Here is a 15,555-nt window from a genome sequence, read left to right on the forward strand (position 1 = left end):
CCGTGCCCACGCTCATCGACAATACGCGTCCCAAGCCTGAAACCCGCCCGGCGATCTCGGTCGCCGCGCGGGCCAAGGGCAAAGGAGAGGTCAAGGGGCAGCTCTACAAGCCGCGCCAGCAGATCTACCCCAAGCTCGTCCACGGCCGCTGGCGGACCGTGAAATGGGCTCTGCTGATCCTCACCCTGGCGATCTACTACGTGACGCCATGGATTCGCTGGAACCGGCCGGGCGACCTGCCGGACCAGGCGGTGCTGGTGGATTTCACTGGTCGCCGCTTCTACTTCTTCGACATCCAGCTGTGGCCGCAGGAGGTGTACATCTTCACCGGCCTGCTGGTGGCCGCGGCCCTGGCGCTGTTCCTGGTGACGGCGCTGTTCGGGCGGCTGTGGTGCGGCTACGCCTGCCCGCAGACGGTGTGGACCGACCTCTACATCGTGGTCGAGCGCCTGTTCGAGGGCGACCGCAACGCCCGCATGCGCCTGGACGCCCAGCCCCTGTCCTTCAACAAGGCTTGGCGCAAGGGCGGCAAGCATCTCGTCTGGCTCGGCATCGCCTTCGGCACCGGTGGGGCCTGGATCTTCTACTTCCATGACGCGCCGACCCTGATCCGCACCTTCTGGATCGGGCAGGGGGCGGTCACCGCCTATGTGTCCTGCGCCCTGCTGACGGCGACCACCTACGTCTTCGCCGGCTGGATGCGCGAACAGGTCTGCACCTACATGTGCCCGTGGCCCCGCATCCAGGGCGCCATGCTGGACCAGCACTCCCTGCAGGTGACCTATCTGCGCGACCGCGGCGAAACCCGTGGCCCGCACAAGAAGGGCCAGAGCTGGGAAGGGCGCGGCGACTGCATCGACTGCCGCCAGTGCGTGGTCGTCTGCCCCATGGGCATCGACATCCGCGACGGCAGCCAGATGGAGTGCATCAACTGCGGCCTATGCGTCGACGCCTGCGACGACATCCTCAGCCGCATCGGCCGCCCCACGGGCCTGATCGCCTATGACACCGACGCCGCCGTGGCGGCCCGCGCCTGCGGCCAGAAGGTGGTCTACAAGCCGATCCGCTCGCGAACGATCTACTACACCCTGGCCCTGGCGCTTGTTTCGGGCCTGACCTTGTGGGCGCTGCTTGGCCGGCCCGACGCCGAGCTTCACGTGATCCGCGACCGCAATCCGATCTTCGTCCGAATGCACGATGGCGCGGTGCGCGACGGCTACACCCTGAAGATCGCCAACCGGACCTTCGAGGACCGCACTTTCGACATCGCGTTCGAAGGGGTGCCGGGTGTCCGCATCAGCCAGCCCGGCCATCCGGGTGAGAAGGTGCGGGTGACGGCCCCCGCCGACGAGGTCGTCTCCGTCCGCGTCTTCGTCACCGCGCCGCCGGACGCCGAGCGCCCCTCCAGCCTGGACGCGCGCGTCATCGCCCGCTCGGGCGACATCCAGACCGAAGCCAAGACCGTCTTCCTTTCAGGAGCCGCGAACCCGCAATGACCGTCGCCGCAACCCCGCCGTCCCCCAAGGGACAGATCACCGGCTGGCATGTGCTGGCCGCCATGGTGGCCTTCTTCGCCCTGATCATCGCCGTGGACGCGCTGTTCATCGTGAAGGCCTACCGCAGCTTCTCCGGCCAAGTGGCTTCCAACCCCTATGAGGCAGGGCTCGCCTTCAACCGCACCCTGGAGGAGCGGCGGCGGGAGGCGGCCCTGGGCTGGGCGGCCACGGTCGATACGCCCCGTCCGGGCGTGGTGGTCGTGCGGATGACGGACAAGGCCGGACAGCCCATGACGAGCCTGTCGCTCACCGGCACGCTGGAGCGGCCCGCCACCGAGGTCGGTCGCCAGACCCTGAACTTCAAACCGATCGGCGACGGGCGTTATGAGGCGTCCGCCCGCCTGGACGGCGCCTGGGACCTGAAGGCGGTCGCGCGCGACGCCAAGGACAAGTTCCAGGTCGAAACCCGTCTGGTGGCGCCATGACCGCCGCCGTCGCCGGACACAGGGACCTTGAGGCCTTCGTCCGCCGTGACGAAGCCGGGAAGGGCCGCCTGGAGCTGCTGGTCACCGGCGCCCGCTGCGCCGCCTGCATCGGCAAGATCGAGAAGGCCGTGCGCGAACTGCCGGGGGTTAATGGCGCACGCCTGAACCTCACCACCGGCAAGCTGGCCGTGGATCTGACCGGCCGGGCCGCCGATCCGGACCGTGTGGTCGAGACGGTCGAGGGCCTGGGCTATCGCGCCTGCCTGTTCGATCCTAGCGAAGCCGCCGCCGCCCAGGACCGCGAGGGTCGTGACCTAGCCATCGCCCTTGGTGTGGCCGGCTTCGGGGCCGGCAACGTCATGATGTTCACCGTGCCCGCCTGGGCCGGTCTGTTCGGGCAGGAGCTGAACGCCCCGACCCTGACGGTCATGTACTGGATGGCGGCCATCGTCGCGACGCCTTGCGCCCTGTTCGCCGGGCGGCCGTTCTTCCGCTCCGCCTGGGCGTCGGTGAAGCGCGGCAAGGCCAACATGGACGTGCCGATCTCCATCGGCGTGATCCTGACCCTGATCGTCAGCTTCTCCGAGACCATTCTGGGCGGGCAGCACGCCTATTTCGACGCGGCGGTGACGCTGCTGTTCCTGCTGCTGATCGGCCGCTACCTGGATCACCGCCTGCGGGCCAGCGCCCGGTCGGCGGCGCGGGACCTGTTGGCGCTCCAATCTCCAGTCGCCATGCGTCTGCAGGGTGACGTGGAGCGCGGCGTGCCGGTGGCCGAGGTCCGCGTGGGCGACCGCCTTGTCCTGGCGCCCGGCGACCGCGTTCCCGTGGACGGCAAGGTCGAGAGCGGCGTCTCCGAACTCGACAACGCCCTGATCACCGGCGAGACGGCGTTGGTCCCGGTCGAGGCCGGCGCGATGCTTCACGCCGGCGCCCTGAACCTCAGCGGCCGGCTGGTCATGACCGCCACGGCGCGGAGCGAGGACTCCACGCTGGCCGCCATCGCCCGCCTGATGGAGGCGGGAACCCAGAGCCGCTCGGCCTATGTTCGATTGGCCGACAAGGCGGCGGCGCTTTACGTGCCTATCGTCCACACGGCGGCGGCCCTGACCTTCGTGGGCGTCTGGGCCCTGGGCATGGGCCCGCGCGAGGCGCTGCTGCGCGCCGCGGCCGTGCTTATCGTCACCTGTCCGTGCGCCCTGGGCCTGGCGGTTCCGGCCGTGCAGGTTGCCGCCAGCAGCCGCCTTTTTCGCAGGGGTGTGCTGGTCAAGTCGGGCGCGGCGTTGGAGCGTCTGTCCGAGGTCGACCACATCGTCTTCGACAAGACCGGCGTGCTGACCCAGGGCCAGCCCCACCTGATCGACGCCCCCCGTCAGGTGATCGCCATGGCGGCGCCGCTGGCGCGGGCTTCGCGTCATCCCCTGGCGCGCGCCCTGGCGGCTGCAGCGGGCCGGGGACCCGTCGCCACCGACTGCGTGGAGACGCCGGGGCAAGGGGTGGAGGGCCTGATCGACGGCCGCCGCGCCCGGTTGGGCCGCGCGTCCTTCGTCGGGGTCCACGCCCACGCCTCGCACGAGACGGAGTTCTGGTTCGGCTTCGAGGGCGACACCAAGATCCGCTTCACCTTCGAGGACCAGCCCCGCGCCGACGCGGCCAAGGCCATCGCCGACCTGCGCCGTCTGGGCCTCAGCATCGAGGTGCTGTCCGGCGATCTCGAGGACCCCGTTGGCCGCATCGCCCGCGAGGTCGGCATCGACGACTGGCGCGCCGGTCTGACCCCCTTCGAGAAGTCGGAGATCATCGACGGCCTGAAAGCCCAGGGCCGCAAGGTGCTGATGGTCGGCGACGGCCTGAACGACGCCGCCGCCCTGGCCCGCGCCCACGCCTCCATGGCGCCCGGAGCGGCGGTGGACGCGGCCCAGAACGCGGCCGACCTGGTCTTCACCGGCGAGGATCTGGGCGCGGTGACCGAGGCGATCGCCGTGGCCCGCACTTCCCGCCGGCGGGCGTTGGAGAACTTCGGTTTCTCGGCGCTCTACAACCTCGTGGCCACGCCGGCCGCCATGTTCGGGCTGATCAATCCGTTCATCGCCGCCCTGGCCATGTCTGGCTCGTCGATCGTGGTGCTGCTCAACGCGGTTCGTCCGGGATGGAGGCGTCGATGAACATCCTGCTCTTCCTGGCTCCGGCCTCGGTGGCGCTGGGCGCCATGGGTCTGCTCGCGTTCCTGTGGACGATGAGGGCCGGTCAGTATGACGACCCGAAGGGCGCCGCCGAGCGCGTGCTCTACGACCATCTGGAGGACCTGCCGCTCTCCACAAAGGCGGAATGATCCCATGACGCGACCCTGGCTGCGCGCCGTGCCGATGTTCGCTCCGCTGGACGCGGAGGTGCTCGCGGCCCTTGAGGCGGCGGGCGAGACGCGGACCTTCGGCAAGAACCATCTGGTGGACATCCACTGTGAGGATGACCTGATTGTGCTGCTGTCCGGCGCCGTGGCGCTCAGTGTGGCGGAGGCGGGACGCCAGGCGGTGCTGTCCACGATCTCCGGGGCGAGCGCCCTGAACCTGGCCTGTGCGATGACCAAGGCGCGGTGCGAGGTGCGTTGGCGGACGCTCGGACCCTGCGCGGTGTTCATCCTGCCGGGCCATCTGTTCCGCGAGGCGCTGGCGGCGGACGCGGGCTTCGCCGCACGGGCCTATGAGGCTCTGGCCGTGGCCTATCACCAGCTGCTGTCCACGGCGGCTGATCAGCGGCTCCGTTCGGCGCAGGGCAGGGTGGTCAGCTACCTGCTGTCCTTGATCCCGGCGTCCAGCGGCGGCGCGCGGGTGCGTCTGCCTTATGAGAAGGGTCTGGTGGCGTCGCTGCTCGGCATGACGCCGGAGAACCTGTCTCGCGCCCTGGGGCGTCTGACGTCGCACGGCGTGTCGATCCGAGGGGCATCGGTGATCGTGGAGGAGGTGGCGCGTCTCCAGACATTGCAGGACGCCGAAACCGGCCCTCGTCGAGGCATGCGCGCCTCAGCGACCGAAGAAACGAACTGCAAAGCGTGACGGCTTGGTCCACTTAAGGCGGATAAGGAATCTGCTGGGTGGAGAAAGAGCCGATGACGAACGTGATAAACCGACGTGACGTGCTGGCCGGCGCGGCCGCTGTCGGACTGGCCTTGCCGTCGGTCGTCGCCGCCAAGCCCGCTCAACGTGTCTGGCGCTTCGACAATCTGAAGTCGGTCGGCGGAAACGCCCTGCGCATCGAGGGCGCTCCCACGCTCGTCGCCGGCCCGTCCGGCAAGGCCGTGAAGTTCGACGGCGTGGACGACGCCCTGTTCATCGGCGAGCATCCCCTGGCCGGGGCCAAGACCTTCACCTTCGAGGCGGTGTTCCGCCCGGACGGCGGCGCCTTCGAGCAGCGGTGGTTCCACCTGGAGTCAGACGAGAACCCGCCAGTGGAGCCGGGGCGCGGCACGACCCGCATCCTGTTCGAAATCCGCGTGCTGGAGGACAGGTGGTACCTCGACGCCTTCATGCGCGGGCCCGGCTACAACAAGCCGATGCTGGTCCCCGAAAAGCTGCATCCCATCGGCAAGTGGGCTCACGTGGCCCAGACCTATGACGGGGCCATGTACCGCTCCTACGTCAACGGCGTGCTGCAGATGGAGGCCCCGGTGACGTTCACGCCGCAGGGCCCCGGCTCGGCGTCGGTGGGGGTGCGGATGAATCGGGTGAATTACTTCAACGGCGCGGTGCATTCGGCGCGCTTCACCTACGCGGCGCTTCAGCCCTCGCAGTTCAAGGGCGTCATCAAGCGCTGAGGCGGATTCAGGCGTCCCGCGAACCGCGGCGCTTGCTGAAGGCCTGGATCAGCTCCTGCGCCTTCACCACGAACGCGTCGGCCCCGCCATCGCGGCCGAGCAGGGCGCTGAGCGTCGTGGCGGGGATTTCGTGGTGCTCGCACACCTCGTCGCCCCGCATAATGCTGAACACCCAGGTCAGATCCGCGGATCGCTGACCGATGTGGATCTCGTGCGCCACGTGATCGACGAAGAAGGTGATGACCCGATAGGGCAGCGTCGGCATCGAAGGTCCAGTCAGGCTCGAAGCTCCGCCCCTTACCGTGCAATTGTGACGGTTGTTCTGGGGGGCGGGTGAGTTCTAGGCCGCTCCGGCGCGGGCGAAGGAGTTTTCGGCCTCCAGCATGGCCATGATCTCGGCCGGGGCCTTGGGCGGGCTGATTAGGTAGCCCTGGATCTCGCGGCAGCCCTGGCGGCGCAGTTCGTCGAACTGTTCGGTGGTCTCCACGCCCTCGGCGGTGGTGACGATGCCCAGGCGCTCGCCCAGGTCCGCCACGGCCCGGATGATGGCCAGGGCGTCGGCGTCGCGCGGGATGTCGCGCACGAAGGTCTGGTCGATCTTGATCTTGTCGAAGGGGAAGCTGCGCAGATAGCTCAGCGACGAGTAGCCGGTCCCGAAGTCGTCCATGGAGATTCGGACGCCCAGCTTCCGCAGGTCGTGCAGCAGCTCCAGATTGGCGGCGTTGTCGGCCAGCAGCACGGACTCGGTGATCTCAAGCTGCAGCCGCTGCGGCGACAGTCCCGAGCCGTCCAGCGCACCCTTCACCGTGTCCAGCAGGCGGCGGTCGCGGAACTGGATCGGCGACAGGTTCACCGCCAGGCTGACGCTCTCCGGCCAGCGCGACGCCTCGGCGCAGGCCTGGCGCAGCACCCACTCGCCCATGGGCAGGATCAGGCCGATCTCCTCGGCCAGGGGGATGAAGTCGGCGGGCGACACCAGCCCACGCTCCGGGTGACGCCAGCGCAGCAGCGCCTCGCAGCCCGTCACCCGTTCATGCTCCAGATCGTAGAGCGGCTGATACAACAGCTCGAACTGGTTCAGCTCCAGCGCCTCGCGCAGGTCCAGCTCCAGGCGGCGGCGGTTCTGCAGCACCTCGTCCATGGCGCGCTCGAAGAAGCGGTAGCCGCGTCGGCCGTCGCCCTTCACCCGGTACATGGCCATGTCGGCCTTCATCAGCAGTTCGTCCGGCTCACGGCCGTCCATGGGCGCCACGGCCACCCCGACGCTGGCGCTGGCCACCACCGCGTGGCCGTGCAGGTCGAGCGGGGCGTTCATGGTCTCCACCACGCGCGCGGCCAGATGCTGGGCGTCGTCGGGGCTGGAGAGGCCGGTCTGCACGATGGCGAACTCGTCGCCGCCCATCCGGGCCACGGTGTCGCCTTCGCGCACGCAGGAGCGCAGACGTTGGGCCGCCGCGCGCAGCAGCTCGTCGCCCACGGCGTGGCCCAGGGTGTCGTTGACGGTCTTGAAGCGGTCCAGGTCGATATGCAGCACGGCGACCTCGCCGCCCCCCCGCGCGGCGCGGGCCAGGGCCTCGCGAAGCTGCTTGTGAAACAGCACCCGGTTGGGCAGGCCGGTGAGGGGGTCATAGTGCGCCAGCTGCACGAAAGCGCGGTTGGCGGCGTGCAGCAGGGCGATGACCGTGCCGACGCCGAGGTAGCGGCCGTTGTCATGGACGATGAAGCCGCGCAGCAGCTCCGACGGCTTGTCCGACAGGGCCTCGGTGGTGAACTGCGCCAGCGGCAGTTCGGCCTCGACCAGCAACGGGACGGTGTCCATCAGACGCTCGATGGGACGCTCGGCATAGATGGCGCGGCCATACTCGGCGGCCATCTTCAGGAAGAAGGCGTTGCGCTCCAGGATGCCGACCGGACGCTCGTCGGCGTCAACGACGGGCAAGATCAGCAGGTCAGGCTCGCTGCGGAAGCGGTCATAGACGTGCTTGCCGAGCTCCCCCGGGCTGACGGGAATGGCCGGTTCGGCGATGTCGCGCAGGGTCGGCATGAAGCAAGGCGGCTCTGGAAATACAACGCCGCGCAGGGAGCCGATTTTCGCCTAATGACTTGCTAATTGAATCGCGAAAATCCCTTGTTTCACAAAGGTTTCGCAATAACATCGCAATCATTGACCGAAGTTATCCATGACCTGTGCCAAAGCGGAGCGTAACGGCCTGTCCGCCCCGCTTTGACCGAACCCTAGGACCCCGCGGGCAGGGCGTAGGCGATCACCGCGTCGCCGATCGGCGTCTCCATGAAGTGGTGTCCGCCGGCCATGATGACCAGGTACTGACGGCCGCCGAACTCATAGGTCATGGGCGTGGCCTGGCCGCCGGCGGGAAGCACGTCCTTCCACACCGTCTTGCCGGTCTTCAGGTCTATGGCGCGAATCAGATCGTCGGTGGCGGCGGCGATGAAGATCAGGCCGCCTGCGGTGACCACCGCGCCGCCGTTGTTCGGCGTGCCGATCTCGAACGGCATGTGCGAGGCGATGCCGAACGGGCCGTTCTTGCGCGCTGTGCCGAACGGCCGGTCCCACAGGGTCTTCCCGCTGGCCAGGTCGATGGCGCGGATGCCGCCGTAAGGCGGCTCCTTGCACAGCAGGCCGGTCAGGGGCAGGCGCCAGCCGGCGTTGACGTCGATGGCGTAAGGCGTTCCAGCCTGCGGATCACCCGCACCCTCGGCGCCCGCCTTCATGCCGCCGCCGCGGGCCTGGCCGCGCGGGGCCCAGCCCTTGCGGTCAGCCTCGGCGCGGGGGACCAGGCGGTTGTAGTTCGGCATATCATTGTAATTGGCGACGATGATCCCGCGCTGGGCGTCCACCGCCACGCCGCCCCAGTCGGAGCCGCCGTTGTAGCCCGGATACTCCACCGAGCGCTGGGCGCTGGTCGGCGGGGTGTAGAAACCGTCGTACTTGGCGCGCTTGAACTGAATGCGGCAGATCATCTGGTCGATGGGCGACATGCCCCACATCGACCGTTCGGTCAGGTCGGCCTTGCGCAGGGTGTGGTACAGCGAGAACGGCTGGGTGCGAGAGCGCTGCTCCGGCTCCACGCCGCCCTGCGGAACGGGACGCTCCTGCACCGGCGTCAACGGACGGCCGGTGCGCCGATCCAGCACATAGATGTCGCCCTGCTTGCTGGGCAGTACGATGGCGGGGACCGGGCCGTTGGGCGTGGGGAAGTCCACCAGGGTGCCCTGGGAGCCCAGGTCATAGTCCCAGACATCCTTGCGGACGGTCTGGAACGACCAGGCCGGCTTGCCCGTGGTCACGTCCAAGGCGACCAGCGCGGTGGAGTACTGGTTCTCCGCCTCCGACCGCATGCCGCTCCAATAGTCGACCGCAGAGTTGCCCATGGGCAGATAGACCAGGCCCAGCGCCTCGTCGCCCGAGGCGGTGGTCCACATGTTCGGCGTTCCCTTGGTCCAGGTCTGGCCTGGCGGAGGATAGCCGGTCAGGTCAGGACGGGTCATGTCCCAGGCCCAGCGCAATGTTCCGGTCACGGCGTCGAAGCCCTGGATCACGCCGGACGGCGCCGCGCGCATCTGGCCGTCCAGCACCTGGTGTCCGGTGACGATGATCCCGCGCACGATGGTGGGCGGCGAGGTGATCGAGACCATGCCGGGGACGACCTCACCCATGCCGGCCTTGATGTCCACATGGCCGTTCTGGCCGAAGCCGGGGCAGGGGACGCCGGTCTTGGCGTCCACGGCGATCAGGCGGCCGTCCAGGGCGCCCTCGATGATGCGGGTGGAGCATTGGGTCGCCGGATCCGCCCCGGGGACGGCGTAATAGGTCACGCCTCGGCAGGCGGCGGTGTAGGGGATGGCCTCATCCGCGACCTTGGGGTCGTAGCGCCAACGCTGCTTGCCCGTCGCCGGATCCAGGGACATCAGGATGTTCTTGGCTGAGCACAGATAGAGGCTGTCGCCGATCTTCAGGGGCGTGGTCTCGGCGCCGTACTTGCCCTTCGCGGCCTCGCTGGGCATGTCGCCGGTATTGTAGGTCCAGACCCGCTCCAGCTTGCCGACGTTCTCGGCGTTGATCTGGGTGAGAGGCGAGAAGCGTCGTGCGCCGTGGGTGCCGCCATAGGCCGGCCAGTCCTGGCCGACGCTCATCAGGGACGGCTCGGTCATGGACATCCGGGCGTCCGGCAAGGCTTCGGGCCGCATCGGCCGATCCGTCACGCCGACCGCAATCCAGCCAATAGCGCCGATCACCACAAAGCCCGCGAACCCGCCCAAGGCCGTCCGCCGCGCCAGGCGCGAACGGGTCAGCAGCGGCGTGGCGGCCAGTGCGAGCACCAACAGCACGGCGGGCGCGATGACGCGCGGGACGAGGGGCCAGCCCCTGAGGCCGACTTCCCAAAGGGCCCAGATCACCGTGGCCACGAAGACCCCGGCATAGACCCAGACGCCGGTCACCCGTCGCAGGAACAGCAGCCCGCCGGAGACCAGCAATCCGATCCCGGCCAGCAGATAGTAGGGAGAACCGCCCAGCGTCAGAAGCCACAGGCCGCCCACCGCCAGCACCACGCCGATCAGCGCGAAGATGATCCCGAGCGCCTGCGCCGCCCACGGCGCAGGTCCCAGGTCGCTTCGTTCGAAAGCCATATCCAGCCCTCCCGTCGCCAAGCTTCAGGGAGGTAAACTGGAAAGCGGCCGTGCTTGTTCCGGGTCAGTCGGCCCGATGCACCCAGCCGTGCTTGTCTTCCGCCTTGCCGCGCTGGATGTCGCTGAGCTCCTGGCGCAGGCTTTCGGTTTGGGCCCCCGAGCCGCCGTTGCCGATGGTGAAGTCGCCGTTGGCCGACTTCACCTGGCCGATGGGCGTAAGCACCGCCGCCGTGCCGCAGGCGAAGGTCTCGCGCAGCTTGCCGCTGGCCGCGTCCGCGCGCCACTGGTCGATGGAGTAGGGCTCCTCGCGCACGGTCAGGCCGCGCTCCCGGGCCAGGGTGATCACCGAGTCGCGGGTGATGCCCTCCAGGATCGTGCCGCCCTTGGGCGGGGTGACCATGCTGCCGTCCTCGAACACGAAGAAGACGTTCATGCCGCCCAACTCCTCGATCCAGCGGCGCTCCGCCGCGTCGAGGAACACCACCTGGTCGCAGCCGTGCTCATAGGCCTCGGCCTGGGCGATCAGGCTGCCGGCGTAGTTGCCGCCGCACTTGGCCGCGCCGGTGCCGCCCGGCGCCGCGCGGGTGAAGTCCTGAGAAACCCAGACCGACACGGCAGGAGCCTTGTTCTTGAAGTACGCGCCCACGGACGAGGCGATGACCATGAACAGGTATTCGTGCGACGGGCGCACGCCGAGGAAGGTCTCGTTGGCGAACATGAAGGGACGAAGATAGAGGCTGCCTTCACCGTCCGGGATCCAGGCGCGGTCGATGTTCACGAGGCGGTCGATGGCTTCGATGAACAGGCTCTCCGGAAGCTCCGGCATGGCCATGCGCTTGGCCGACCGGTTGAACCGCTTGGCGTTCTCCTCCGGGCGGAACAGCACCGCGCCGCCGTCGGGCGCGCGATAGGCCTTCATGCCTTCGAAGATGGTCTGCGAGTAGTGCAGCACGGCCGCGGCGGGGTCGAGGCTGATGGCCGCGCGGGGCTCGAGCTTCGCGTCGTGCCAGCCTTTGTCCAGCGACCAGCGGATGGTCACCATGTGGTCGGTGAACACCTTGCCGAAGCCGGGGTCGGCCAGCAGGGCGGCGCGGTCGGCGTCAGAGATCGGATCGGCCCGGCGCTCAATGGTGAAAGCGGGCGTAGGGCGGTTCAACATGGTCGTCTCCGGATCGAAGGACTAGGCAATGGCGCCGACGCAGCCGTGCATCAAGCGTTGGCTTTGCATGAATGCCGTTTGGCGACGTCGGCGAACGTCGTGCGCCTGGCTCATCAGCAGCATTCCGCGGGCGTCGAAGGCCCGCATCTGCAGGGTTTCGGCCAGGGGTGAGTCCTGGGCGCTCTCATCGAAGATCAGGTCGCGCAGCGGGTGCATCGGCGCGCGGCCGTCCAGTCCGCGCAGCAGCGCCCTGGCCAGGCCTGAGTGCGGCGTCGAGAAAACAGTGGCCTCCAGACGGACGGCGTGACCGGCCAGGCCCTCGCGCGTCAGGGCTTCGGCGAAGGCGCTGGCCGCCCTGGCGGCGGCGGTAGTTGAGACGGGGTGGAGCAAGTTCATGGATCAGGTTCCTTCTTGGTTGGGAACCGACCGACCGCACGACAAAAAACCCCGCGGAGCGTGTGCTCTGCGGGGTTCCGGATCTTGCGATCTGGTCGGCGGTCTTAAGACGCGCTCGTTCGCCCCACAGGTGCAGGAATAATTACGACGGCGAGCGAAAGTACGGAGACGCGCGAAGACGCAACCTGGGCGGTGAAGCCAAGGGCGCGAGTTGCGGCGATGTCGAGCGCGTTGCGCATATCGACGGACGTCTCCGAAAGAGCGGACCCTCAATGGCCCTGTTTCGGGCCGCAGGCAACCCCCGCGGCCCGATTGGCGATCATTTCGCCTTGTTCTCCAGGACCGCGCCGCCGAAGCGGATAGGGCTGTTGTACTCCCGCGCCTTGACCGCGACGTAGTCGGCGAAGGCTTCCTGGGTCTTCAGAACTGCACCCTCGCTCCAGCCGGCGGCCAGCATGTACTCGTACCGGTCGTCCGCGGTGCGGGGCATCTTGTACAGGTGGTTGCCCTTGCGCTCCGGGCTGAAGATGTAGGTCGCCTTGGCCGCGTCCTTCACCACCAGGGCGGTGCCGGCGTAGTCCACCATCAGGTCGGTCTGGAAGCTTTCGCGATCGTCCGGATTGCGGATCGCTTCGGGGGCCGCCGAGACGACCGTTCCGCCTTTCTGCATGAGGAACTTCTCGTTGGGCCGCTTGCGGATGCCGACGCCGAAGGCGGCGCCGGGCGTCTTGCTGTCGAACTGGTCGAACTTCACCCGCGCGGTGGTGAAGTTCTCGCCGGCATAGGCGGTGTACTCCTGAGACAGGGCGTAGCGGCCGTGGCCGGTGTCCCAGTTCAGGGTCTTGATGCGGATGATGCTTCGCGCCGGGCCGTTGGTGACCACCTCGAAGGCGTAGCGGGTGTCCGCCGCCGGTCCGGCGTTGAAGTTGACCTTGCCGCCATGCCTGGGCGTGAAGCGCGGGCGGGCCACCTTGTTCGGATCGGCCGGGTCGTCGAACATCCCCACGCCGCCGCCGCCCATGGTGTCGGCCACATCCATGATGTCCGAACCCAGGCCCTGGTCGATCTGGCCGACGCCGTAGCCGTCCAGGTTCTCCATGTAGAGCCGGCGCGACATCAACTGCGGCGTGCGCTTGCCATAGACGTCGATGTCGGTGGGGTACCAGAGCTTCCAGCCCACGTTCTCGGACTCCCAGAACGGAACCTGGTGCCGCATGTAGCTGCCGATGGCCGCGTGGCTGCCATGGGCGTTCCAGCCTCGGTCCTGGTGGCCCAGATAGATGTAGACCGTCTTGGTCTCCTTGGCCTTCAGGTCGGTCATGAAGAACAGCTCGTCCCACAGGCCGTCCTTGTCCAGGTCGTCGAACTGGTAGTGGACCCAGCGGCCGTTGGTCTCGGCGCGGATCTCATGCCCGCCCTGAACCGCCAGCTGCGCCGTCGACGGCTGAGGGCGGCCCTGCATCGTCGGATCGACCACGGTGTAGGACAGCTCATGCAGGTCCGGCAGCACGCCTTCCAACTGCTGGCGGGTGATGATCACCGGGTTGTTCTTGCGGTCGCTGTCCAGGTCGTTGACCAGCTTGATCGCCACCCGCTGGACGGGGGACCAGTCACCCTGGGCGTACCAGGGGGATTGGGCGCTGGCGCCCTGGGCGGCGGCGAGGCTGGCGGTCAGGACGGCGAGGGACGGGAATATCTTCAACGGCTCGTCTCCAGGTGCTGGATGAGGATGCTCATGTTGCGGATGTAGGTCCCGGTCGAGATGCCCATGGGTCCGGTGGGCTCCGTGAAGGGCGACGTGTCCCAGGCGTCGCCCACCTGGCCGCGATCCTTGAACCCGGGCGGGGGCGCCGCCGGGCCGTCGCCGCGGTAAGGATGGCTGGTGGTCCGCAGCTCCGTGGGCCAGTAGCCCTCGGCGTTGAGGCCTGCGATCAGCTCGGCCGTGCGGCGGTCGTTGGCCGCTCGGCTGGTGGTGGTGTCCATGTTGAGGTCGGAGCCGACGATGTCGTCGATGACGAAGAAGCGGGGCAGGGGGCGCGGCCCCTTGGCCTTCAGGACCGAGTTCTTCGACGCCTCCGCCGGGGGCGTGGCGACCAGCTTGCGGTAGCGCGCCCACAGCGCCTTTGTGTTCGGATTGCGCTGGCCCATTTCGTCGCCCTTGGCCGGGCCGACATAGTACTCGCCGTTCTGGGCGTTGGACCCGCGCCGATGGACGTGGATCGGCTGGTTGGTCTCCGGGTCGTAGTGAGTGAAATGCGTCCGCCCGTCCTTGGTGTGCTTGGCCTTGGGCAGCTCGATGCTGTCCAGCCAGGTCAGGGCCTCGGGGATGCGGGCCAGGTACTTGGTGTCCCCGGTCAGCTCGTAGAAATCCATCAGGTTGGACAGGTTCGCCGCCGTGGTGTGGGTGGCGATGGAGCGGGGCTCATAGGTGCGCGCCCCGGCGGGCTGCAGGTCCTTGGTGTACTGCAGCGACCAGCCCGGCGTCGGCTGGCCATGCTGGCTGGCCACCACCACGTTCATGGCGCGGTTGATCGTGTCCAGCACCCGGCTGTCGCCCAGCGTCTGGTAGATCAGCAGCAGGAAGCCGACGTTCTCGGTCAGGACCTCATCATTGAAGGTCACGTATCCGGTGTAGTCGGGCTTGCCGTGGTTCTGGAATTCGCCCGCCCACGGATAGCGCTGCGGCCAGCCGCCGTTGGGATACTGGCTCTCGCGGATGAAGCTGACGGCCTTCTCCAGGGCCGGCCGCCACTTCGGATCGCGCTTCTCCAGATAGAGCCGCAGCAGGAGCTTGCCGGACTCCACCGTGGCGTGATCGTCGAAGGTGGCGTTGCCGTAGTAGTGCTGGAATTCCTCCAGCCGCCATCCGTTCTTGCCGATGGTCTCGTACCAGTCGCGCAGCGACGCTTCGCCCGCGAAGTCGATGATGTAGTTCCAGCCACCCGTGGGATGCTGGCCGAAGATCAACGCCTCGGCGGTCCGTTCGGCGGCCTGGTAATAGGTCTCGTCCCCGGTGGCGTGATAAGCGTCCAGGAACAGCTGGCCCATTTCCGGCGTGCCCGGCGCCTGGGTCCAGATCATGGTGGGCTTGGCCTCCATCTCGCCCCAGCGGCGCGAGAAGTCGGGCAGGTAGGACCAGACATAGCCCCCGTTGGTCGCCACCTTGTCCGTCATGAAGGCGGTGGCGCGCTTCATGGCGTCCGTCACCTCGGCGCGGGTAGGGGCCTTGGCGGGCGCTTGGGCCATCGCCGTTCCGGCCAGAATGAAGGCAAGCGCGGCCCCCGCCGCAAAGCTGCGTCGCAACATGGTCGTTCTCCTCCACGGCCGCGCTTTGCGCGGTCCCATCCGGCCTCTCGAAACCCTTCTGAACAAGGGAGCGGAGGCCGCTTGCGGTCAGAAAGCCCGTGATCGCGATCAACGGTCAAGCAAATAATGACACCGGTAACATTGCCTCACGAAAGGCGGCGTCATACGGTTGGTACCGGTACCTTTCCCATAACCGGGTTACAGGTCCAGAGTGACGCGACCGCGCCTATAGGCGGGCCGGTCGATGCGGAA

Annotated in this window: 13 protein-coding genes; 6 read left to right on the top strand and 7 right to left on the bottom strand. The window is 68.1% G+C overall.

Annotated elements, in window-relative coordinates:
- The first annotated feature begins 2 nt into the window (after positions 1 to 2).
- From ccoG to P7B02_RS09750, 6 genes are read left to right on the top strand one after another with little or no spacing between them, the layout of a single operon-like run.
- Positions 3 to 1,496 carry a cytochrome c oxidase accessory protein CcoG gene (gene ccoG / locus P7B02_RS09725; RefSeq protein ID WP_277786148.1) on the top strand — a complete coding sequence of 498 codons (1,494 nt, stop codon included), beginning with the start codon at positions 3 to 5 and terminating at the stop codon, positions 1,494 to 1,496.
- Entirely contained in the window at positions 1,493 to 1,981 is a 489-nt protein-coding gene (locus P7B02_RS09730) for a FixH family protein (RefSeq protein ID WP_277786149.1), read from the top strand. Before ccoG ends, P7B02_RS09730 begins: the two co-directional genes overlap by 4 nt.
- Positions 1,978 to 4,146 (top strand): heavy metal translocating P-type ATPase, encoded by a 2,169-nt coding sequence (locus P7B02_RS09735; protein WP_277786150.1) that lies wholly within the window; start codon positions 1,978 to 1,980, stop codon positions 4,144 to 4,146. The genes P7B02_RS09730 and P7B02_RS09735 overlap by 4 nt, the downstream gene beginning before the upstream one ends.
- Positions 4,143 to 4,313 (top strand): cbb3-type cytochrome oxidase assembly protein CcoS, encoded by a 171-nt coding sequence (ccoS, locus tag P7B02_RS09740; RefSeq protein ID WP_277786151.1) that lies wholly within the window; start codon positions 4,143 to 4,145, stop codon positions 4,311 to 4,313. The genes P7B02_RS09735 and ccoS overlap by 4 nt, the downstream gene beginning before the upstream one ends.
- Before the next feature lie 4 nt (positions 4,314 to 4,317).
- Positions 4,318 to 5,034 (top strand): helix-turn-helix domain-containing protein, encoded by a 717-nt coding sequence (locus P7B02_RS09745; RefSeq protein WP_277786152.1) that lies wholly within the window; start codon positions 4,318 to 4,320, stop codon positions 5,032 to 5,034.
- 53 nt (positions 5,035 to 5,087) lie between these two features.
- Complete coding sequence (locus P7B02_RS09750; protein WP_277786153.1) at positions 5,088 to 5,792, top strand: LamG domain-containing protein; 705 nt, start codon at positions 5,088 to 5,090, stop codon at positions 5,790 to 5,792.
- Between the two features lie 7 nt (positions 5,793 to 5,799).
- Here P7B02_RS09750 and P7B02_RS09755 read toward each other — a convergent pair whose 3' ends face one another.
- From P7B02_RS09755 to P7B02_RS09785, 7 genes are all read right to left on the bottom strand, one after another.
- The gene (locus P7B02_RS09755) at positions 5,800 to 6,057 is read right to left on the bottom strand and encodes a hypothetical protein (protein WP_277786154.1); all 258 of its coding nucleotides are present in this window, start codon (positions 6,055 to 6,057) and stop codon (positions 5,800 to 5,802) included.
- Between the two features lie 75 nt (positions 6,058 to 6,132).
- Positions 6,133 to 7,836 carry an EAL domain-containing protein gene (locus P7B02_RS09760; RefSeq protein ID WP_277786155.1) on the bottom strand — a complete coding sequence of 568 codons (1,704 nt, stop codon included), beginning with the start codon at positions 7,834 to 7,836 and terminating at the stop codon, positions 6,133 to 6,135.
- Between the two features lie 191 nt (positions 7,837 to 8,027).
- Positions 8,028 to 10,442 (bottom strand): membrane-bound PQQ-dependent dehydrogenase, glucose/quinate/shikimate family, encoded by a 2,415-nt coding sequence (locus P7B02_RS09765; RefSeq protein ID WP_277786156.1) that lies wholly within the window; start codon positions 10,440 to 10,442, stop codon positions 8,028 to 8,030.
- 64 nt (positions 10,443 to 10,506) lie between these two features.
- Complete coding sequence (locus P7B02_RS09770; RefSeq protein WP_277786157.1) at positions 10,507 to 11,601, bottom strand: branched-chain amino acid aminotransferase; 1,095 nt, start codon at positions 11,599 to 11,601, stop codon at positions 10,507 to 10,509.
- 21 nt (positions 11,602 to 11,622) lie between these two features.
- Positions 11,623 to 11,997 carry a hypothetical protein gene (locus P7B02_RS09775; protein ID WP_277786158.1) on the bottom strand — a complete coding sequence of 125 codons (375 nt, stop codon included), beginning with the start codon at positions 11,995 to 11,997 and terminating at the stop codon, positions 11,623 to 11,625.
- Positions 11,998 to 12,316: 319 nt separating this feature from the next.
- Positions 12,317 to 13,699, bottom strand: a complete 1,383-nt coding sequence (locus P7B02_RS09780; protein ID WP_277786159.1) for a DUF4861 family protein — start codon at positions 13,697 to 13,699, stop codon at positions 12,317 to 12,319.
- Positions 13,696 to 15,303 (bottom strand): pectate lyase, encoded by a 1,608-nt coding sequence (locus P7B02_RS09785; RefSeq protein ID WP_277786160.1) that lies wholly within the window; start codon positions 15,301 to 15,303, stop codon positions 13,696 to 13,698. Before P7B02_RS09785 ends, P7B02_RS09780 begins: the two co-directional genes overlap by 4 nt.
- Between the last annotated feature and the right edge of the window lie 252 nt (positions 15,304 to 15,555).

It is taken from the genome of Caulobacter segnis, assembly GCF_029543125.1.
GTDB lineage: Bacteria > Pseudomonadota > Alphaproteobacteria > Caulobacterales > Caulobacteraceae > Caulobacter > Caulobacter segnis_D.